The 20,047-nt window shown below is 74.2% G+C and carries 16 protein-coding genes and 1 tRNA gene; 10 read left to right on the top strand and 7 right to left on the bottom strand.

Translation table 11 applies throughout. The features are described from left to right. Position 1 precedes the first annotated feature (1 nt). The 4 genes from K8Z49_RS29355 to K8Z49_RS29340 are packed head-to-tail and all read left to right on the top strand — an operon-like array spanning position 2 to position 7,360. A complete protein-coding gene (locus K8Z49_RS29355; RefSeq protein ID WP_177287807.1) occupies positions 2-1,786 on the top strand; it encodes a magnesium chelatase in 1,785 nt (594 codons plus the stop codon). 2 nt (positions 1,787-1,788) lie between these two features. Then, positions 1,789-3,036, top strand: a complete 1,248-nt coding sequence (locus tag K8Z49_RS29350) for a CHAT domain-containing protein (RefSeq protein ID WP_412521191.1) — start codon at positions 1,789-1,791, stop codon at positions 3,034-3,036. Continuing rightward, a complete protein-coding gene (locus K8Z49_RS29345; protein WP_412515754.1) occupies positions 3,033-6,923 on the top strand; it encodes a tetratricopeptide repeat protein in 3,891 nt (1,296 codons plus the stop codon). The genes K8Z49_RS29350 and K8Z49_RS29345 overlap by 4 nt, the downstream gene beginning before the upstream one ends. Positions 6,924-6,925: 2 nt before the next feature. Beyond that, complete coding sequence (locus K8Z49_RS29340) at positions 6,926-7,360, top strand: hypothetical protein (protein WP_075022905.1); 435 nt, start codon at positions 6,926-6,928, stop codon at positions 7,358-7,360. Between the two features lie 17 nt (positions 7,361-7,377). Here K8Z49_RS29340 and K8Z49_RS29335 read toward each other — a convergent pair whose 3' ends face one another. From K8Z49_RS29335 to K8Z49_RS29315, 5 genes are read right to left on the bottom strand one after another with little or no spacing between them, the layout of a single operon-like run. Next, positions 7,378-8,694: a hypothetical protein gene (locus K8Z49_RS29335; protein ID WP_412515753.1), complete on the bottom strand. Its 1,317-nt coding sequence runs from the start codon at positions 8,692-8,694 to the stop codon at positions 7,378-7,380. 4 nt (positions 8,695-8,698) lie between these two features. Beyond that, on the bottom strand, positions 8,699-9,508 hold the full coding sequence (locus K8Z49_RS29330; RefSeq protein ID WP_111832815.1) for a protein phosphatase 2C domain-containing protein: 810 nt from the start codon (positions 9,506-9,508) through the stop codon (positions 8,699-8,701). Then, a complete protein-coding gene (locus K8Z49_RS29325; protein ID WP_021598241.1) occupies positions 9,505-10,347 on the bottom strand; it encodes a hypothetical protein in 843 nt (280 codons plus the stop codon). Before K8Z49_RS29325 ends, K8Z49_RS29330 begins: the two co-directional genes overlap by 4 nt. Positions 10,348-10,365: 18 nt before the next feature. Further along, positions 10,366-12,507 (bottom strand): PQQ-binding-like beta-propeller repeat protein, encoded by a 2,142-nt coding sequence (locus tag K8Z49_RS29320; protein ID WP_412515752.1) that lies wholly within the window; start codon positions 12,505-12,507, stop codon positions 10,366-10,368. Continuing rightward, positions 12,504-14,483 (bottom strand): PQQ-binding-like beta-propeller repeat protein, encoded by a 1,980-nt coding sequence (locus tag K8Z49_RS29315; RefSeq protein WP_412515751.1) that lies wholly within the window; start codon positions 14,481-14,483, stop codon positions 12,504-12,506. Before K8Z49_RS29315 ends, K8Z49_RS29320 begins: the two co-directional genes overlap by 4 nt. A 281-nt stretch (positions 14,484-14,764) precedes the next feature. Between K8Z49_RS29315 and K8Z49_RS29310 the strand changes: the two genes are divergently transcribed. The 3 genes from K8Z49_RS29310 to K8Z49_RS29300 all read left to right on the top strand — a co-directional run bounded on the left by K8Z49_RS29310 (position 14,765) and on the right by K8Z49_RS29300 (position 15,504). Then, positions 14,765-15,124, top strand: a complete 360-nt coding sequence (locus K8Z49_RS29310; protein ID WP_181663400.1) for a signal peptidase I — start codon at positions 14,765-14,767, stop codon at positions 15,122-15,124. Positions 15,125-15,202: 78 nt separating this feature from the next. Further along, positions 15,203-15,294: transfer RNA gene (locus K8Z49_RS29305), tRNA-Ser, on the top strand. 45 nt (positions 15,295-15,339) lie between these two features. Beyond that, the gene (locus tag K8Z49_RS29300) at positions 15,340-15,504 is read left to right on the top strand and encodes a hypothetical protein (RefSeq protein WP_021598366.1); all 165 of its coding nucleotides are present in this window, start codon (positions 15,340-15,342) and stop codon (positions 15,502-15,504) included. Between the two features lie 3 nt (positions 15,505-15,507). Here the strand turns inward: K8Z49_RS29300 and K8Z49_RS29295 are convergent, their stop codons facing one another. Next, positions 15,508-16,257 carry a M15 family metallopeptidase gene (locus tag K8Z49_RS29295; RefSeq protein ID WP_024934793.1) on the bottom strand — a complete coding sequence of 250 codons (750 nt, stop codon included), beginning with the start codon at positions 16,255-16,257 and terminating at the stop codon, positions 15,508-15,510. Between the two features lie 154 nt (positions 16,258-16,411). Here K8Z49_RS29295 and K8Z49_RS29290 point away from each other — a divergent pair, with 154 nt between their 5' ends. Then, a complete protein-coding gene (locus tag K8Z49_RS29290) occupies positions 16,412-16,834 on the top strand; it encodes a hypothetical protein (RefSeq protein ID WP_021598364.1) in 423 nt (140 codons plus the stop codon). 28 nt (positions 16,835-16,862) lie between these two features. On the opposite strand, the gene K8Z49_RS29285 is transcribed toward K8Z49_RS29290, so the two are convergent. Next, positions 16,863-17,321, bottom strand: coding sequence for a MarR family winged helix-turn-helix transcriptional regulator (locus tag K8Z49_RS29285; protein ID WP_021598363.1), 459 nt, complete (start codon positions 17,319-17,321; stop codon positions 16,863-16,865). 140 nt (positions 17,322-17,461) lie between these two features. Between K8Z49_RS29285 and K8Z49_RS29280 the strand changes: the two genes are divergently transcribed. After that, positions 17,462-18,472, top strand: a complete 1,011-nt coding sequence (locus tag K8Z49_RS29280) for a pirin family protein (protein ID WP_021598362.1) — start codon at positions 17,462-17,464, stop codon at positions 18,470-18,472. Between the two features lie 285 nt (positions 18,473-18,757). Beyond that, the gene (locus tag K8Z49_RS29275) at positions 18,758-19,951 is read left to right on the top strand and encodes an ATP-binding protein (RefSeq protein WP_024934792.1); all 1,194 of its coding nucleotides are present in this window, start codon (positions 18,758-18,760) and stop codon (positions 19,949-19,951) included. Positions 19,952-20,047: the final 96 nt, after the last annotated feature.

The raw sequence follows: 20,047 nt of genomic DNA, 5'->3' as shown, positions 1-20,047 counted from the left end.
GGTGGCCGCGCTCGACCGGGTGCGCACGCTGCTGAGCTGTCTGGCGGCGGACCCCCGGCTGGGCGGTGTGCTGTTCTACGACCTCGACCCCTTCCTGCTGGCCCCGCTCGCGCGGCTGCTCACCGGAGTCCTGCCGGGGTCCCCGGCGACGGTGGTGCTCGGCCCGGGGTCCGCGGACGAGGGCCTGTGGGTCCGGATGCGGCCGGACGGGGACGCGCTGCGCCTCGCGCCGGGGCCGCTCGCAGCCGCCGACGGCGCGGTGGTGCTCGTTCCCGACCTCGGGCAGGCCGACCCGGCGGTGGCGCGGATCGCGGTGACGCTGGCCGGGGCCGACGCCGCCGCGGTGGAGATGCGCGGGTACAGCCGCCGGTGGCGGCCCCGGACGTGGTGGCTCGCCGCCGCGTCCCGCGCCGAGGTCGCGACCGTGTCGCCGCACCTGCTGGACCGGTTCCCTATCCGGGTGGAGGCGGGACGGCTGCTCGCGGAGTGGACGCGGGCGGCGGACGCGGTGCGCCGGACGACCCGGGCGGACGAGGAGTCGGCGCTGTTGCACGCGGTCCCGCCGCTGGAGGCCGCCCCGGACGGTCCGCCGCTCGCGGAGGACGCGCTGCGGCGGGTCCCCGTCCTGCTGCCGCCCGGCCCCGGCAGGCGGCGCGACCTGGCGCTCGCCCGGATCGCGCGGACGGTCGCGGGCTTCGCGGGAGCGGCGCGGACCGGAGCGGCGCACGTCGACGAGGCGGCGGCGCTGCTCGGCATCGCCGTGCCGGGCGGCGGGTCCGGCACCCCTCCGGTCCCGGAGCCGCCGCCGGACGGGCCGGGACCCCTCGCGCCCCGCCGCCCGGAACGGGAACCGACGGGGGCGCGGGCCCGCTCGGAGACGGTCGCGCCCGGGGCCGGCCGGCGGGTGGCGACGCGGACCGGGGAGCCCGTCACGCTGCCGGACGCCGCGGCGGCCGGCCCGTGGCCGTATCCGGAGGACGATCCCGGCGCCCTGCCCCGGCTCGGCGCGCTCCGGCCGCCGCCCGGCCGCCGTACCCGGGCGGGCCGGCTGCGCGGCCGTCCGGTCGGCGTGCGCCCGGCGTCCGGGCCCCGCGACCTCGCGATCGTCGCGACCGTGGTGGAGGCGGCGAAGTTCCAGGCGGTCCGGCGGGCGCACCGGCCGGACGCGCCGCCGGGGCTGCTGATCAGCCCGGCCGACCTGCGGCGCCCGCGGCGCGCCGCCGAGCCGGGGGCGGCGCTCGTTCTCGTCCTCGACCACTCCTGCTGGCGGCACTTCGACCGCGGGCCCGGCCTCGCCGCGTTCCTGCGCGCGGCCCACCGCGACGACGCCGCCGTCACCGTGATCGAGTTCGGCCACCGGGACACGCCCGGGGAACTGGCCGCCGTCCGCTACCGGGCGCGGACGCTGCTGGACCCGCGGCTGCCCGTGTCGCTGCGGCGGCGCCCCGGCCGCGCCACCCCGCTCGCGCACGGGCTGGACCTCGCGGTCGCCGAGCTGCGCCGGCTGCTGCGCCGCGGCCCGGTGCCGGTGTCGCTGGTGGTGGCGACGGACGGCCGGGGCAACGTCCCGCTGGACGGCAGCCTGCTCGGCGAGGTCCGCGGCCCCGTCGGGGATCGCGGCGTGCGGGACGCGCTGCGGGCGGCGGCGCCGGTGCGGTCGCTGCCCGGTGTCCGCACCGCCGTCCTCGCCCCGGACGAAGGCCGCTACGGCAGCCTGCCGTTCGAGCTCGCGGACGCCCTGGGCGGGTCGGTGATCATCGCTCCGCCGCGGGACGGGGGCACGTGACGATGCGGGAGTTCCTGGGCGCCGACGACGGCCGCCCGCCCGAGCCGAGCCCCCGTCCGGACGCGTCCGGCGCCGCGGACGTGCCCGCCGCGAACGTGCTGGGCGAGCGGACCGGGGCGTTCGGCGCCCGGCGGGTGCCGCTCGACCACGAACTCTCGCCCGACGTCGCGCTGCTGTGCGTCAAGGCGAACGCCTACGGCCCGCGCAGCTTCGAGTTGCACTTCCACCACGGGGGCGAGGTGCGGAGCGCCAACGGCCGCGACGCGCTGGACAAGCAGCAGGCCCACCCGGAGCTCGCGCTGAGCAGGCTGAAGGCCGACGTCCCCGACGAGGAGTGGAAGCGGCTCTTCCACTGGATCGGGGAATGGTCGGGCTACCAGTTCGCCCTGAACTGCTGGCTGCGCGACCTGTTGATGAACGCCGGGGCGCAGCTCATCGTGTTCGATGTGACGGGTTACGAGATCCCGTGGGAGCTGTTCCGGTACGAGCCGCCGCCCGGCGCGGCGGGGCCGGACGGCTGGCTCGGCGCGCTCGTCCCCGTCAGCCGCTGGACGAGCCTGCCGCACGACACGCAGGAGTGGCATCTCGGCGCGGCGCCGCGGGAGATGAACGGCGGCCTCCTGATGATGGAGGACGCGGCGATGCGCACGGACGTCGACGTGTACGCCGACTTCGAGGTCGCCGGCCGGGAGCAGGCGATCAAGGACCTGGTCCGGCGGCTGGAGGTGGAGGAGGAGCTGCTCGCCTTCTCCCTGCTCATGATCCGCTGCCACGGGGAGTGGGCGCCGGGCGAGCGCCTCACTTTGAACGGCGTCGTGCTGGAGGAGCTCATCGAGAGGCGGCTGCCCGTGCTGCGGCGCAACGGGGCGGTCGTCCTGCTCAACGCGTGCATCTCCGGCCGTCCGATCACCGACGACCGGGAGCATCTGCGGGCGCCCACCCGCGGCTTCGCGCAGAAGTTCCTCCGGGAGGGCGCGAGCGCCGTCATCGCGACGCTCGGAGATGTCGACCTCGACCACTCGCACGAGTTCGCGGTGGAGTTCGTCGCGGACGCGGCGGCGAGGGACCAGAACCTGGCCCGCTACCTCCGCGATTACCGGGCGGACGTCGCGCGGCGCATGCGGCCGGAGCCCGGCCGGCCGGACACCCGTACTCCGGACGACTACAGGATGTTCTTCTGGAGCTTCATGTACGTCTACTACGGGCATCCGGACACCACCCTCCGGCTGATTCGGGCGGCTTCGCCATGACGGACGCCCCCGCGGTCAGGCTCCGGCCCGTGGTGAGCTGGCCCGCGCGCGTCGAGCCGGGCGGCAGCTACCGCGTGAGCGTCGACCTGGAGACCGAGGGGCCGCCGGACGAGTGGCCGTACCCCGAGGAGGAGTACGCCGTCGGGTGCATGCTCGACGGCGGCACGGGGTTCGCGGTGGAATCGGTCGGCGACACCACCCTCGTGGTGCACCGCTTCGGCGGCACGTACGGTCCGGTCACGTTCGTCGCGCACGCGCTGGACGCGCAGGGCGACGAGCTGTGCCTCACCCTCGTCACCCAGGGCGGGGTCCCCTTCCGCACCATCCCGCTGAACGTCGACCGCTCCGTCCTCATGGACGCCGGGGGCGGGTCCGGGGCCGCCGAGCCCGCGCCTCCCTACTCGCTCGTCCCGTACCCGCCGGAGCCCGAGGAGATCGCGGACCCGTGGAGCCTGCCGCTGAGCAGGGTGCTCGCGGCGGCCAGCCGGTCCATCCCCTTCACCGGACGCGAGGACGAGCTGCTCAGGCTCCGGTCGTGGCGCGACGGGGACGCGGGAACCGTGCTGCTGCTGCACGGGCCGGGCGGGCAGGGCAAGACGAGGCTGGCCGCCGAGTTCGCCCGGCGGTCACGGCAGGACGGCTGGCAGGTGCTCGCGGCCCGGCACGGCGAGCGGTCCGCGCCGGGCGGCGCTCCGCACGCCGCGCCGCCCGGCGAGCCCGATGCCGCGGGCCTGCTGCTCGTCGTGGACTACGCGGAGACGTGGCCGATCGAGGACCTGCTGGACATGCTCGGCGAGAGCGCGTCGGGCAGGTGGGGGACGGTGCGCGTCCTCCTCATCGCCCGTCCCGCGGGCGCCTGGTGGGTGGCGCTGGCGAGCCGGCTCGGGCACGGCGGCGTCGAGACCGCCACGATGGAGCTGGAGTCCCTGCTGGGGGACGGGCGGATGCGGCGCGAGGGGTTCCTGACGGCGGTCGCCTGGTTCGCGGACCTCTTCGGCCGTCCGGACGTCGCGGTGGGCGCCTTCACGCATCCGCTCGCCGACGATCCGGCGTTCGAGCAGGTCCTCGCCGTCCAGATGGCCGCCCTGAGCGCCGTGCTGAATCCCCGCGTGTCCTGGGGAGGGCGGAATCGCCGCTCCGCGGTCCCGGCCACGCTGCTGCGGGCGGAGGAGCGCGACTACTGGGAACGGGAGCTGGCCGACGGCACCATCGGCACCACGGCGAACGTGATGGAGCGGGTCATGTGCGTCGCCTCGCTGATCGGCCCGGTGCCGGAGGACGAGGCCGAGCGCCTGCTCCGGGAGCTGGGGGTTCGCGAGCCCAGTACCGCCCTGCGGGACCACCGGCACTGCTACCCGCCCGCCCGTCCGCACACCGTCCTGCAGCCCGTCTCCCCCGACCGCCTCGCCGAGGACTACCTCGCCCTCATGATCCAGGACGACGTTTGGATGACCGGCGCGCTGCGCACGGTGCTGCACGGCCGCTGGGGCGCCGCCGCGGTCGGCGTGCTGGTGGAGACCGCGCGGCGCTGGCCGTTGATGGCCCGCGTCCTCAACGTCCACCTGCGGGAGAGGCCCGACCCGGCGGTCGAGGCGGGCGGCGCGGTGCTGCTCCGGCTCGCCGAGGCGCCGGACACCGACCCGGCCGTCCTCGCGGCGATCGAGGAGCGGCTGCCGCGCGAGCGCCGCATCGACCTCGACATCGCGGGCGCCGTGCTCGCCGAGCGGCTGTTCGCGGACCGGCTCGCCGCGGCGGCCGGCGACCCGGCCCGGCAGGCGGCCCTGTACGAGCGGCTCAGCGAGCGGCGCGCCAACGTCGGCATGTACGAGGAGGCGCAGCGGGCGTCGGCGTCGGCGGTGGCGCTGCGCCGGACGCTGTCGGCCGAGCGCGGCGACGCCGGCACGGCGGACGCGCTGGCGGAGTCGCTGACCATCTCCTCCGGCCATCTCGGGCGGATGGGCCGGCACGAGGAGGGCCTGCGGCAACTCGTCGAGAGCGTCGAGGTGCTGCGCGGGCGCGCCGCCGACCATCCGGAGGCGTTCGGGGCCCAGCTCGCGTCCGGGCTGAACGCGCAGGCGCTCGCGCTGGCGGAGCTCGGCCGACGCCAGGAGAGCCTGGCCGCCGTCGAGGAGGCGGTGGCGCTCTACCGGGAGCGTCCGGGCGCCTACCGCGCCGAGCTCGCGTCCGCGCTGAACAACCTGTCCGCGCGGCTCGCCGCGCTCGGCCGGCTGGAGGAGGGCCTCGCCGCGGTGGCGGAGGCGGTGGCGATCCACCGGGAGCTGGACGCCGAGGAGCCGGACGCGCACCTGCCGGCGTTGGCCGCCGGGCTGCACAACCTGTCGCTCCGGCAGGCGGAGCTGGGCCTGGCGGAGCAGGCCGCCGAGTCCGCCATGGAGGCCGTGCGGATGCAGCGGCGGCTGACCGCGACCGTGCCCGGCGCGTACGAGGCCAGCCTCGCGGGCGCGCTGGACAACCTGTCCACGCGGCTCGGCGAGCTCGGCCGGTGGGACGAGGCGGCGGCCGCCATCGAGGAGGCCGTCGCCTCCTACCGGACGCTGGCGGAGCAGCGCCCCGAGACCTACCGGGCCGACCTCGCCGCGGCCCTGAACAACTACTCGGTCGAGCTGGGCGAGCTGGGTCGTTCGCGCGAGTCGCTGGCTGCGGTACAGGAGGCGGTGGCCGCCTACCGGTTGCTGGCCGATCAGCGTCCGGACGCCTACCGCCCCGACCTCGCGGCGGCGCTGAACAACCTGTCCGTGCGGCTGGCCGAGCTGGGCGACCACGAGGGCGGACTGGACGTGATCAGGGAGGCCGTCGGGATCCGCCGCCGGCTCGCGGCGGACGACCCGGCGGCGTTCGCGGCGGACCTCGCGATGTCGCTCGCGAACCTGGGAGACCGGCTCAACCAGCTGGGCCGGTTCAGCGAGTCGGTGCGGGTCGTCGAGGAGGCCGTGGCGATCTACCGGGGACTGGCGGAGGACCGTCCGGACGCGTTCCTGCCCGCGCTCGCGGGCAGCCTGGGCAAGTCCGCGATCACGCGCGGGCTGACGGGCGAGATGCCGGGGGCGATCGCCGTCTCCGCCGAGGCCGTCTCGATCTACCGGTGGCTCTGCCGGAAACAGCCGACCGCCTTCCTGGCGCTGCTCGCGCGGAGCCTGCACAACCACTCGACGTTCCTGGGCAACCAGAGCCGGTTCGAGGAGGGCTTGGTGGCCGCGCACGAGGCGGCGAGCATCTACCGGAGTCTGGTCCAGGGCCGTCCCGGCGTGTTCAGCGGTCCCCTGGCCCGGAGCCTTCTCAACCTCGCCAGGCATCAAGCCGTCACCGGGAGGCGAACCGAAGCGGCGGTGAGCGCACGCGACGCCGTGCTCGGTTTCCGTGAGCTGGTCTCCGGGGGGCTGGAGAACCACGAGGAGAACCTCGCGCAGGGCCTGCACTTCCTCGGGGCCTTGCTTTCCGGGAGCGACGAGGGGCTCGCAGCCGTCCAAGAGGCTGTGCAGATCTATAGCGGGCTCAGCGGACGCCGCCTGTCCGCCCCCGCCGGTCCGGCGGCGGCGCTGGAGGATCTCGCCCGCCGCCTCGGCGACCGCGGCCGGCTGGACGAGGCGGCCGAGCGCGCTCGTGCGGCGGTGGCCCTGTACCGCGGGCTCGAAGAAGGGCCGCCGCGCGAGTACGCGGTGCCGCTGGCGAGTTGCCTGGTGGACCTCGCCCGTTTCCTGGAGCTGAGCGGCCGGGCGCCGGAGGCGAGGGAGGCCGCGACCGAGGCCGCCGGGCTCGCACGCGTCCACCGGACCGGGCCGATGGCGGACCTGCGCGCCGCCGCGGAGGAGATGCTGGACCGGCTGGACGGCGCGTACGGTGGAAGCGCCGAGGAGGGCGGGAGCTGATCATGGACGCACTGGCCGCGACGCTGGGCAGGGCCCTGCTCGACGCCATGACCATGGACGTCTGGCACCAGGTGCTCCGCGTCTTCGCCGAGTCCCTGGCCGAGGACGATCCCGAGGCCGCCGCGGCGTTGAAGGCCGACCTGCGTGCGACGCAGAGGCGGCTGAGGGAAGACCCCGACTATGGCGCGCCGCACGTCGAGACCGAGTACCTGGAGGCCGTGACCGCCCGGGTGCGCGGGCTGCTCGGCGAGAAGCCCGAGCTGGAACCGGTGCTGACACGCATCCTCGACCGGGGGATCTTCTCCGAGTCGCCGACCGGGAACCCGATGCGGGGCGAGAGCAGCGGAATCACCATCGGCTTCGCCGATGTCGCCGGGCAGGTCGTCACCGGCGGGATGACGCAGAACATCAACCGCGACCAGGTCCGCGACGCCTGACTCGGCCGCCCGGCCGGTCAGAAGATGAGGAAGAGCACGAGGATCACCACGGCCGCGATGAGGCACACGGCCACGGCGACGCCTCCCCCTCCGCTCGACTTCGCCGGTGTCCCGCCCACCGTGTATCCGTGCCGCAGATGTTCCCCGGTGTCGTCCGCGAGCGGATCGACCGGCAGGGGGGTCGCCTCCGGCTCCTGGACCGGGCTCTCCGCGGCCGGACGTCCCGCGCCGTGCTCAATGCCGTGCTCAACGCCGTGCTCTGTGGCGGGCCCGCCCGGCACGGCGGTGCCGGGAACGTCCTGGAACACCGGTGTCCCGTCCGCCGCGGTGACGTCCGGAGAGGCCGGCGTCCACGGCACCTGCTGCCCGGCGGTCCGCATCCACACCGGGAGCCCGGCCACCCTCGGCACCGGACCGGCGAGGTCCAGCGGGCTGAGGGACGGGATGAGCTCGGGGTCGGTCGTGAGGTCCCGCAGCAGCTGCGCGGTCTCCGCGCGGACCCACGGGTCGCCGCTGCCGCGCAGCAGGCGGAGCGCCTCGGACCGTTCCGGCTCGGCGAAGTCGGTGTTCCGCAGGATCAGGTACTCGCCGTCGGTCTCGTGCAGGCGGTCCCACAGCCCCGGGTCGGCGGCGACCGCGCGGATCCCGAGCCGGATGACCCGGGCGGAGAACCGGTCGGCGGCCGGGCCGAAGTAGCCGCGCTCTCCCCGGTCCGGCGGCTGGTAGTGCGGCACGCCGCACTCCGGCATCCGGAACCCCTTCAGCGCCGGGACGTACATGCCGTCGTAGTCGACGAGCCGGATCCGGTCGCCCGCGACGACGATGATGTTGCCGTGCTGGAGGTCGCCGTGCGCGATCCCCGCCCGCTCCAGCGACCCGATCACGTTCGTGAACTCCAACGCCATCCGCCGCAGCGCCGCGGCGTCCCCGAGCCTGTCCTCCAGCCAGGGGATCAGCCGGGTCCCGTTGACCCAGGTCATCTTCAGCACCGGCACCCACCGGTTCTCCGGCAGGTGGAACAGCCCCTCCGGGTCGTAGCCGAACCCGACCTTCCAGTAGTCGCCGACGTCCGCGAGCCGCGCCTCGATCGCCCGGTACCGGTCGGACAGCTCCGCCGTCGGGCGCAGGAAGCACTTGACCGCCCAGCTCTTGCGGCCGTCCGCAGAGACGACCCGGAAGACGCTGGCGAACCCGCCGCCGTCCATCGGCCGCAGCGGGCCGCCGTGCGGGCGCTCCACCCGTCCCGCCCGCAGCTCCGGGTCGCGCAGGTACCGCTCCGGCTTCTGGAACGACGCGATGTACGACGTCGCGCTGAAGAATGAGTCGCCGTTCATCGGTCTACTTCAGGACCAGCCGGATCACGCTGACGTCGTCGTCGCGCATGGCGCCCGCCGTGCGCCGCTCCGCCACCCACCGCGCGAACTCGCCCGCGTCGGCGTCCCCCGCGTCGACCGCCTCGTCGAGTTCCCGCCACGGGTCGCCGTGGCGGGCGTGCCGCTGGAGCGCCCACTCGGCGAGCGCGTCGGAGGCCAGGAAGAACCGGTCGCCGGACCTCCACGACCCTTGGTGCAGCCGGATGTTCCGCCGCACGGTCGCCCAGTCGGTGTCGGCGCTCGCGACCGTCGGGGGAGCCGAGTCGAAGCCGCCGGCGTCGTCCAGCGGGAACGCACGGGCGGCGCGGCCGTCGCGGCTCACGTGGAAGACGCACGTGTCGCCCAGCGCCGCCGCGGTCCACACTCCGTCGCCGCAGACGCAGACGACGAGGACGGTGGCCGCCGAACCGGCCCGCAGCTTCCGCTTCTCCCACCACGGCAGGCGGCGCCCCTCCCGCTCGTCCCGCACGTAGCCGCGCAGCCGCGGCGCCCACGCCGCGCACTGCCGCCGCAGCACCTCGGCGAACTCGGCGGGATCGGTGGTGGCGCGCAGCGGGGCGCGCGTCCCGAACGCCCGGACGAGGTCGCGCGCCCACGGTCCCGGCCGGTAGCTGTCGGACACCCCGTCGGCGAGGGCGAGCCGCACGACCGGGCCCGCCGCGGACACCGGCTCCGGCGGCCAGCACGCGTCCTCGATGCCCTCCGCGTCCCGGGCGCCCTTCGCGACGCCGAGGACGGACACCCGCCCCTCGACGGCGGTGACCGTGCCGGTCACGCCGCGCCGTTCCGGTGGTAGACGGGCCGCGTTCCGACGTCCAGGAAATGGATGATGGACGCGATGTCGGCGTTGTAGACGAACCCGCGGCTGCCCTGGCTGACCTCCAGGCCGAGCTCCGCGTCGGCGTACAGCCGCATCCGCTCCGGCAGCCTGCTCGACATCCCGAACAGGCGGCGCCCGCTCTTCGGGAGGCCGCCGTCGGCGGCGGGGAACCGCACCGGGTCGAGCTCCTTCGACGAGATGTGCAGGTTGAACAGCAGCGCGCCGCCGTCGTGGGTGGTGAGGGAGCGGATCCGCTCGCCCGCCCGGGCCGGGTCCCCGTCCGTCGCCTCCCCGTCGGTCATGTTGAGGACGATCGGCGGGTAGCTGCGCGGATTCTCGTCCACCCACGCCTTCAGCAGGTCGTGGGTCTGCTCCAGCGCCCGCGTCATCGGCGTCAGGCCCTCCGCCGCCGCGTCCACCCAGATGGGCACCTCCTCGTCGTACTCGTAGAAGCCGCCACCGTTGCCCGGCCTGCGGATCCGTCGGTTCTCCACCCGCAGCGGATGGTGGGCCAGCTCGCTTGAGGTGACGAGCCGGCCGCCGCCGAGCGCGCCGCCGAGCGCGGGCCCGACCGTCCGGCCGTAGGAGATCACCCCGATGTGGAAGAAGTCGTAGATGTCGCCCTGCCGGACGCAGCGGTTGATCAGCTCGCCGAGCAGATGGTTGAGCGAGTCCGCGACGACCTGCTGCTTCGCCTCGGAGCCCCCGCCGATCCGCGCCTTCATCGAGGCGGACTGATCGAGCAGGAACACCATGCAGGTCGGTGTCGCCCGGTTGATCTCGGCTTCGTACATGTCGCTCCCGATTCGATGTCACAGTTCCAGCCGGACGTCGAGTTCCGGCGGCGGCGCGGCGATCCCCTGCCCGGTGCGCAGGTCGACCGCGTGCAGGTGGCCGCCGGCGGTTCCGGCGTAGACCAGGCCGTCGCCGGCGGCGGGCGCGCACCGGTTGATCCAGCCGCCCGCGTCGAACCGCCAGCCGACGCTCCCGGTGGCCCGCGCGACGCGGTACAGGCGCCCGTCCCGGCTGCCGAGGTACACCGAGTCGCCCCGCACGGTCGCCCCGCCCGTCACCGGCCCGCCGGTGGGCAGCCGCCACAGCACCCGGCCCGACGCCGCCTTGATCGCGTACAGGCAGTGGTCGCGGCTGCCCGCGTACACGACGCCGCCGGACACGGCGGGGCGGCCCACCGGCGGGCCCCCGGTGCCGAGCGACCAGCGGACCCGTCCCGTCCCGGCGTCCAGGGCGAGCACCTCGCCGGCCGCCGTGCCGATGTGGACGGTCCCGTCCGCCGCGGCGGGATCGCAGCCGCCGGTGTCGCCCACCGCCCACACGCGCGCCTTGCCGGTGGCCCGGTCCACCGCGAGCACGCCCCCGGACGTGCCCGCGTACGCCCGCCCCCCGGCCAGCGCGGGGGACGAGTCGACGATGTCGTGCGCGGCGGCCCGGTGCCGGACCCGCAGATCGTGCTCCAGGACGACGAGGTCGCCGTCCCCGGTGCCGACGCAGAGCGAGTCGCCGTCCACGGCCGGGGTGGAGCCGAGCATGTCGCCGACGCGGCGGCTGCGCAGGAGGGTGCCGTCCGCGGGATCGAGGGCGCGCAGCACCCCGTCGCGCCCGCCGAGGTAGACGACGTCCCCGTGCGGGGCGGGCCCCGACTCGATCATGTCGTCGGTCTCGTACCGCCAGCGGAGCCGCCCGGTCGCCGCGTCGAGCGCGTAGAGGACCCCGTCGAGGCTCGTGACCAGGACCAGGCCCCGCATGAGGACGGGCGACGCGTCGATCATGCCGCCGGTCATGAAGATCCAGGACCGGCGGCCGGGCACCGCCTCACCGTCGTCGGACACGGTGAGGGCGGGACCGATCGCCGGACGGTAGACGACCGGCGGCTCGGGGGAGTCCGCGCCGCCCGGCCGGGACGGCCGCGGATCCGGGTCGCGCGACGCCGGGCCCGGACCGGGCCCGAGGGCGGGCAGGGACGCCGCCGGGCGACCGGGCGCGGACGCCCGTGCCGGTTGCGCGGTGTGCGCCGGCTCCGCGGGCGGCGAGGCCGGCGCGGCGCCGGCGTGCGGTCCCGGAGGCGCGGGCCGTCCCGTCCGATCGGAGCCGGCCCGCCGGGACCGGAGCCGGGACCGCCCCCGGGACCGCCCCGCCCTGGCCGCGACGCGCGCCGCGTCCGGCCGGTAGAACGGCGGGCGGAGGCACCGGTTGATCAGCTTGCGGGACCGGGCGGGCAGCCGCGCCTCGACGGGCGACACGTCGCGCAGCACCCGCGCCGCGGTGGCCAGCATGTCGAGGTCTCCGTAAGGGCGGTCGCCCGTCGACGCGTACAGCAGCACGAGGCCGAGCGAGTAGACGTCGTCCCAGGGACGCCCGCGCCCCCCGTCGGACACGACCTCCGGCGACATGTACGCGGGGTCGCCGCGCAGCGTGTGCCCGGCCGGAAGGTTCCCGAACCGTGCGGCCCCACGTGCCAGCAGCGGCAGCAGCCCGTGCTCGGTGAGCGCCACGCGGCCCTCCTCGGTCAGCAGGACGGCGCCCGGCTCCAGGGCGCCGTGCGGCAGGGAGTGCCGGTGCAGCACCGCCAGCCCGGCCGCCATCTGGTGCGCGAGCCGGAGCACCTGCCGCTCCGGCATCGGCCCGCCGTCGGGGATCAGCCGGTCCAGCCGGGTCCCGCGGACGTCCTCGGTGGTCAGCCACCAGCCCTCGCCGTCCACCCCGCCGGCGAAGGTCGTGGCGACGGACAGGCTCCGGACGGCGCACATCCGCTCCACCGTCCGCAGGAACGGCTCCTCCGACGGCCAGCCTCGCGTCCAGTGCCGGTGCAGCCGGGTGAACACGACCTCGTCGCCGGTCGCCATCTCCACGGCGCGGAAGCGCTCCCCGAGCGTCCCGGACCCCAGCGGCTCCAGCAGGTCGAACCGGTAGTCCTCGTCCGGGCGGCCCGCGCTCATGCCGTCCGCCCGGCGCCGAGCGACCGCATCTCGATCGCGGTGATGTGGCGCTCCCAGTCGCCGGTGAAGAGGGCGGCGCCGTCCGTCACGGGCGAGGAGTCGAGCCAACCGGCGGCGGTGAACCGTCCCCGCTCCAGGCCCGACCGCGCGTCCACCGCGTACAAGTGGTGGTCGCGGCTGCCGAAGTACACCGCGCCGCCGTGCACGAGGGGCGACGAGCGGACCGCGCCGCCCGTGCCGAACGTCCAGATGCCGAGCCCGTCCGCGACGTCGATCGCGTAGAGGTGCTGATCGTCGGAGCCGACGTAGACGACGTCCCCGGACACCGCCGGGGCGGAGTGCACCGCCTTCTCCGTCTGGAACGTCCAGCGGCGGCGGCCCCGGACGGTGTCGGCGGCGTGCACCGCTCCGTCGAGCGTCCCGCACAGCACCAGGCCGCCGGACGCGGCGGGCGGAGAGCTGATCGCGGCTTCGGCGTCGTACCGCCAGACCTCCTCGCCGCTGTCGGCGCGCAGGGCGTAGACGTGATGGTCCCAGGAAGCGACGTACACCAGCCCTCCGAGGACGGCGGGCGGCCCCTCCACGGCGTCCTCGGCCCGGAACCGCCACCGCTCGGCGCCGGAGGCCAGGTCCAGGGCGCGCACGGCGCCGTTGTGGTCGCCGACGACCAGGACGCCCCCTTCCACGGCGACCGCGGGAGCGGACCCGGCCGCCGGCGCGAGCACGACCCGCCACCGGACGCTGCCGTCGCGCGTGTTCAGGGCCCACACGTCCCCGGACGCGGTCGAGAAGTACACGCTCGCCTGATGGACCGCGGGTGTCCGGTCGACACGGCCGTGGGGACCGGACCGCCACAGCTCGCGCCCGTCCGCCGCGTCGAGCGCCCGGACCAGCCCGTCCTGGCCGCCCGCGAGCACCGCGCCGCCCGCCGCGAGCACCGGCGAGGCGTAGTAGCCGTTGCCGCCGAGCCGGACCCGCCACCGCGGCTCCACCGCGCCCGCCGGCGGCGACGGCACCCGGTGCGGCACCGTCACGTCCGGCAGCTGCAGCGCCTGCGGCCGGGCCTCGGTGGCCTGTTCGGCGTACTCGCCCAGCACCTTGCCCGCCCGGCTCGGCAGCGCGGTCAGCGCGCCGCGGCGCCGCTCGGTGTCGCCCGCCTCGCCGGCGGGCGTGTGCGGGCCGTCCTCCGTCGCGGCCGCGATGATCCCCTCCGCGGTGATCCGCTCGCTCGCCCGCTGGTGCGTGCAGTGCGCGACCAGGCCGGCCAGCTCGGCGGGCAGCCCGGTGAAGACGGCCCGCCCGGCCGCGTCCCGGGCGATCATGTCGTTGGCCCCGAGCTGCGGATGGCGGCCGGTGGCGGTGAACGCGATCGTCACCCCGAGCGAGTAGATGTCGGTGGCGTGCGTGAGGGCCGCCCCGCCGATCGCCTGCTCCGGCGACATGTAGCCGGGCGTCCCCTTGCGGCCGCTGGTGAACGCCGGCGACCTGCCCAGCTCCTTCGCGATGCCGAAGTCGATGAGCTTCGGCCCGGACGCGTCCATGATGATGTTGCTCGGCTTGATGTCCCGGTGGACGATCGACAGGTCGCGCAGGGCCAGCAGTGTCGTCGCCAGCCGCACCGCCATCCAGCGCACCGTCCGGACGGGCAGCGCCCCCTCCCGCGCGACGAGCTCCTGCAGCGTCGGCGCCTTCAGGTAGTCGATCGCCAGCCAGGGCGGATCGTCGGTCACGTCGCACGCCTGGACGGCCGCGGTGTGCTCGGGGCCGACCCGCATGCACGACTGGATCTCCTGGTGGAGCCGGTGGCGGGCCTCGTCGTTCCGCAGCCGCGGATTGGTCAGGATCTTCACGGCGGCCGGCGTCCCGCTGCTGACGTGCCGGCCCAGGAAGACCTTCCCCATGCCCCCGGCGCCGAGCACCTTGAGCAGCCGGAACTTGCCGAGTTGGACGGGGTCGCCCGGGTCGAGTTCGCGCACGGCGCCCCTATGCGGGCTCTGCGGGAGAGACGGCGAAGATCATGGGGCCCCCGTTCCGAATCGCTGCGACCTGGCAGGACGCCCGAGCATCGCACCGCGGCCCCACGCGCTTAGCGTCATACGGCACAGATGGCCACATCGGGTCACGGAACGTGATCAAGTGCAACCGGATCGTGGTCACGCGCGTCCCGGGCCGCACACGCGCAACCCCGTCCGCGATGAACCCCGTCCGCGATGAGTCCTGTCCGCGACAAATCCGGTCCGCGCTAACGTTGCGGTCCGTGGACGGTGTGTACGTGGGGAAGGCGGGGCCGGACGCGGCCGGCGACCGCGGATGGCTGCTCGGTCACTTCAAGCCGTCCGGCGACCTCCGGCACAGCGAGGAGGTCGAGATCAAGTGGGGCGTGCATCCTCAAGGTGAGCGCCGCGCCGAATGGACGAACGGCGAGAAGCGCACCGCCCTCCTGGTCCTCATCAGCGGTCGCTTCCGCCTGGAGTTCCCCGAACGCGACGTCGTCCTCAAGGAACAGGGCGACTACGTCGTATGGGGACGCGGCGTCGACCACTCCTGGGAGGCCGAGGAGGAGTCGATCGTGATGACCGTCCGCTGGCCGTCGATCCCCGGATACCGCGTCCCCTAGGAATCGCCCGCGGCATGAAGTCGGGATATGCGGTCGAAGGCAGCAGGGCGCGCCCGCTATCGTTGGCGGTGGTCACCAGGAGAGTTCGCATAGTGGACTAGTGCAGGCGCCTTGAAAGCGCCCAGGGCTGGGGACAGTCCTCGTGGGTTCGAATCCCACACTCTCCGCCATATAGCGCCCGTCTGGGATGGAAGGCATCCGTTACCCTCTTCGGCATGTCGCAGACACCGCAGGATCCGGCAGGTACGACGCACCAGTTCCAGAACTTCGCCAATCAGGCGCAGCCGGAGAAGTCCGGCCCCAACGTCGGCATGATCGTCGGCATCGTCGCCGTGGTCGCCGTCGTCGCGATCCTCGCGGTCGCGCTCATGATGATGTGACGCTCAGCGTCCCGAGTCGGAGAAGTGCTGGTAGTCCTTGGCGCCGCTCCACTCGCCGCCCCACCCCCAGCCGATCGAGGCGAACGCCTTGACGACCTTGTCGTCGGCGTGGATCACGCCCGGGTCGTCGTTCTTTCGGTTCTTGTACTTGGCGCAGTCCTTGTGGGCGGTGCGCCCGTCCGCGTAGACGTAGGGGTTCTCGCACGGGTTGATGTCCACCGCGAGGCCGTACGCGTGCTGGGAGAACGAGCTCGACCCGGTCGCCTGGCGGCAGTTGAACGCCGAGGTGTTGTCGGCCTCGATGGAGTCGAAGTCGCTGCCCTTGTACTTGTCGACCGGCTCCATGCGCTTGATCGGGTAGCGCATCGTGTAGAGCTTCTTGAACACCTTGACGAGGTCGTCGGCCGCCCTGGCGTTGACGACGAGGCGCCCGCCGGTGTGCGGCCTGTCGTCCATCCCCCAGTAGGTCATCTCGATCATGCGGAGGCCGGACGGCGCCACCGGGCAGCCCTTGCGCCAGGAGTGCTTCAGGTCCCCGGCGGTCACCTTCTTGACGGTGGCCTGGAAGCCCTGCTTCGTCGGGGACGGGGAGGGCGGGGCCGCGGAGGTGGCGGACGCGGTCGGCGGCGTCGCGGGCGGTGCCGTGTCGTCGCCGCCGTCGTCGGAGCCGCGGCCACATCCGGCCGCGACGATGGGCACGGCCAGCAGCGCGGTCAGGAAGGTCGCGGTTCGAACGGGGCCTCTACCTGGCATCTTTGCAGCATACGCAGTCGGCGGAGGGGCGAGGATTTCGCTACCGTGCGTTTGAAGGCGCGCCCGCCGGAAAGGGGCCGGGACGGACGGGCCGTGATCCACAACCTGCCGCCGGGCATGGCGTCCGGCGGCGTCCGGTCCCAAGGGAGCCGGGATGGCGGAACCTCAGGAGAGGGACCTCCCAAGCCTCGAAGACGAGATCTTCGCGGTGGCGCACAGCGTGGAGGTCGAGCCGGCGGCGCACGCGCAGCCGCGGCTGCGGACGGACAAGGCGCAGGACCTCGCCGAGCGGGCGCGGGCGTACCTCGGCAGGGACGTCAAGGCGCTCGCGGCGGGCTTCGGCATGTTCGTGTTCGTCGACGCCGTGATGATGTACGCGCCGCTGATGATGAGCCGTCGGCCGAGCCTGCTGCCGCAGTTCATCACGCTGCTGGTGCTGGCCTTCGGGCTGGGCGGCCTGCTCGTGTGGAAGGTCGGCGGGCGGTGGCGGACGTTCGGCATCGGCATGATGCTCGCCTGGACGTTCCTGACCCTGGTGTCCGTCGGCTTCCTGACCGGGGTGACCGTGCCGCTCTAGGAGGTGGCCGGCCGCTCTAGGGGCCGCTCTAGGAGGGGCCGAGCCGCTTGAGCACGACGCTGAACGCACGCCCGATGGCCTCAAGGTCCTCGGGTTCGATGACGTCGATGAAGAACGTCCGGACGGTCTCGACGTGGTCGCGGGCGGCGCGTTCGAGCGCGGCGAAGCCCTCGTCGGTCAGCTGGGCGAAGACGCCGCGCTTGTCGTTGGGGCAGCTGTCCCGCTTGACCAGGCCCTTGTTCTCCAGGCGGGAGCAGGTGTGCGACAGGCGGCTGCGCGACTGGCTGGCGTTCTCGGCGAGCTCGGCCATCCGCAGCCGGCGGTGGGGCGCCTCCGACAGCCGGACGAGGATCTCGTACTCCGAGACCGACAGCCCGTGCTTGGCCTTCAGGTCGCGGTCCATGATCTCGGTGAGCCGGACGCTGCCGTCCACGTACGCCCGCCAGTCGCGCTGCTGGGCGGCATCGAGCCAGCGAGGTTCGCTCATGTCGGAAGTATAGAACACATGTTGAACTTTCAACTAAGCCAGGCTATTTTTACGGTATCAGGACGCCGCGCACCCGTCCGCGGAAATAGTTGAAGCATCAACTACGTTGCCCGGGGCAGACCCTACGAGGGAGGACCCCAATGCCCGCCGTGATCGCCGACCCGCTGACCCTGCCCCGCCTCCCGCTGCTGCCCGAGGGCGGCACCGGCTGGCGCCGCGTGGCGAGGGTCGTGACCGCCAAACGCCATCTCGAAGGCGAGGGTTTCGAGGTCAGGCGCCCGTTCCCGGGCATCGACCTGTCCCTGGCCGACCCGTTCCTGCTCCTCGACCACATGGGCGCCGTCGAGTACGCGCCGGGCGAGGCGAAGGGCACCCCGTGGCATCCGCACCGCGGGTTCGAGACCGTCACCTACATCATCGACGGGGCGTTCCAGCACCAGGACACCACCGGCGGCGGCGGCCTCATCGCCGACGGCGCCACCCAGTGGATGACGGCCGCGTCGGGCATCCAGCACATCGAGCAGCCGCCGCCCGAACTCGTCGCCAAGGGCGGCCTGTTCCACGGAATCCAGCTCTGGGTGAACCTGCCGCGCGCCCAGAAGTGGGTCCCGCCGCGCTACCAGGACATCGAGGCCCGCGACGTCAAGCTGCTGGCCTCCGACGACGGGTCGTCCCTGATCCGCGTCATCGCGGGGTCCCTCGCCGGATACGACGGCCCCGGCGTGACCTACACGCCGATCAACTACCTGCACGCGACCGTGGCGCCCGGCGCGCGTCTGGCGCTGCCGTGGCCGCGCGACTTCAACGCGCTGGTCTACGTCCTCTCCGGGCGCGGGACGGCCGGCGTCGAGGAGGCGGGCCTTGACGAAGGGCAGCTGGCCGTCTTCGCCGGTTCGCACCACAAGGGCGACGGTGACGGCATCGTCGTCCGCGCCGCCGACGGCCAGCCGCTCGCCGGCGCGAACGGGTGGGAGATCCTCGTCCTCGGCGGCCTCCCGATCCGGGAGCCGATCGCCCGGTACGGCCCGTTCGTGATGAACACGCGCGACGAGATCGTCCAGGCCTTCGAGGACTTCCAGGCCGGACGCATGGGCACGGTCCCCGCCGACAAGGTGCCCCACCGGTCGTCGGAGGACGAGCCGCTCGCCTGAGCGGCTCCGCGCTCCCGGTCGCGGCGGTGGTGCCCGCGACCGGGTCCCGCTTCCCGGGTTCGCGTGACGGGGGAGAAGGCATGCGCTAGTGTGTTCGAATAGTCGAACAGAGATTCGATGACGATGTTCGGACGCGCTCGCCCGGGAGGCGGCATGGTGGCGACGGCCATGAGGGGAGCCGAGGCTCCCGCGCGCTGCGGGCGTCGCCGGGAGCCCGCGACACGCCGCAGTGTTTTCTACGCAAATCTACGGCCGCAGCTATATCGCCTCATAGAGTCCGAGAGCGTGGACCCCGTGCGCAATCCCTATGCCCCTGGCGCCGGGCAGCGCCCTCCCGAGCTGGCCGGCCGCGACCGCGAGCTCCGGCAGTTCGAGGTGGTGCTCGAACGCGTGGCCCGGGGCCGTCCCGAGCGCAGCATGATCGTCACCGGGCTGCGCGGGGTGGGCAAGACCGTGCTGCTCAACGCGTTCCGGTCGATGGCCATCCAGCGGCTGTGGGGGACGGGCAAGATCGAGGCCCGGCCCGACCAGTCGATCCGGCGGCCGGTCGCGTCGGCGCTGCACCGCGCCGTCCGGGAGCTGGCGCCGCGGCACCGCGCGCCCGACCGCATCGAGGAGTTCCTCGGCGTGCTCAAGGCGTTCGCGCAGGCCGAGCCGGAGCCGTCCGGCAAGGGCAAGGCGCGGGTGCACCGCTGGCAGCCCGGCATCGACGTGCCCGCCACGCGGGGCCGCGCCGACTCCGGCGACCTGGAGATCGACCTCACCGAGCTGTTCGTGGACGCCGCGTCCGTCGCCACCGACGTCGGCGTCGGCATCGCCCTGTTCGTGGACGAGATGCAGGACATACCCGCCGACGACGTGTCCGCCCTGTGCGCCGCGTGCCACGAGCTGTCGCAGGTCGGCGGCCCGCTGATCGTGGTGGGGGCGGGGCTGCCGCACCTGCCGGCCGTCCTGTCCGCCAGCAAGTCCTACTCCGAGCGGCTCTTCCGGTACGCCCGCATCGACCGGCTCGACCGCGAGTCGGCCGACGTCGCGCTGCTCGCCCCGGCCGAGCGCGAGGATGTCACCTTCACCAAGGACGCCCTCGACGCGCTGTACGGCGCGGCCGACGGGTACCCGTACTTCGTCCAGGCGTACGCCAAGGTCGTCTGGGACGTCGCGCCCGACACCCCGATCACCGCCGACGACATCAAGGTCGCCGCGCCCGAGGCGGAGAGCGAGCTCGCCGTCGGCTTCTTCGGCAGCCGGTACGAGCGCGCCACCCCCGCCGAGCGCGACTACATGCGCGCCATGGCCATGCTCGGCGACGACCCGGTGCCCACCGCGTCCGTCGCGGACGAGCTGGGCCGCAAACCGTCCAGCCTGTCGCCCGCCCGCGACGGGCTCATCAAGAAGGGCCTCATCTACAGCGCCGAGCGCGGCCTGGTGGCGTTCACCGTCCCGCACTTCGGCAAGTTCCTCCGCTCCCAGCCCGCCTGACCTACCGTCCTACCGCCCTATCGAGTCTCTCTAGCGGAAATGCTAGAGAGCGGTAGAAAGTCGCATCGACCCCGGTCGTCCGGTGAATATCCGGCT

This window comes from Actinomadura madurae (assembly GCF_047130825.1).
Classification (GTDB): domain Bacteria; phylum Actinomycetota; class Actinomycetes; order Streptosporangiales; family Streptosporangiaceae; genus Spirillospora; species Spirillospora madurae.
This window is presented reverse-complemented; position numbering and strand designations above follow the sequence as displayed.

Coding starts and splice junctions, on each gene's coding strand:
- K8Z49_RS29335 (WP_412515753.1), bottom strand. CDS start 8,694: ATGAACGGCGACTCATTCTTCAGCGCGACGTCGTACATCGCGTCGTTC.
- K8Z49_RS29350 (WP_412521191.1), top strand. CDS start 1,789: ATGCGGGAGTTCCTGGGCGCCGACGACGGCCGCCCGCCCGAGCCGAGC.
- K8Z49_RS29295 (WP_024934793.1), bottom strand. CDS start 16,257: ATGCCAGGTAGAGGCCCCGTTCGAACCGCGACCTTCCTGACCGCGCTG.
- K8Z49_RS29280 (WP_021598362.1), top strand. CDS start 17,462: ATGCCCGCCGTGATCGCCGACCCGCTGACCCTGCCCCGCCTCCCGCTG.
- K8Z49_RS29290 (WP_021598364.1), top strand. CDS start 16,412: ATGGCGGAACCTCAGGAGAGGGACCTCCCAAGCCTCGAAGACGAGATC.
- K8Z49_RS29340 (WP_075022905.1), top strand. CDS start 6,926: ATGGACGCACTGGCCGCGACGCTGGGCAGGGCCCTGCTCGACGCCATG.
- K8Z49_RS29345 (WP_412515754.1), top strand. CDS start 3,033: ATGACGGACGCCCCCGCGGTCAGGCTCCGGCCCGTGGTGAGCTGGCCC.
- K8Z49_RS29325 (WP_021598241.1), bottom strand. CDS start 10,347: ATGTACGAAGCCGAGATCAACCGGGCGACACCGACCTGCATGGTGTTC.
- K8Z49_RS29300 (WP_021598366.1), top strand. CDS start 15,340: ATGTCGCAGACACCGCAGGATCCGGCAGGTACGACGCACCAGTTCCAG.
- K8Z49_RS29320 (WP_412515752.1), bottom strand. CDS start 12,507: ATGAGCGCGGGCCGCCCGGACGAGGACTACCGGTTCGACCTGCTGGAG.
- K8Z49_RS29285 (WP_021598363.1), bottom strand. CDS start 17,321: ATGAGCGAACCTCGCTGGCTCGATGCCGCCCAGCAGCGCGACTGGCGG.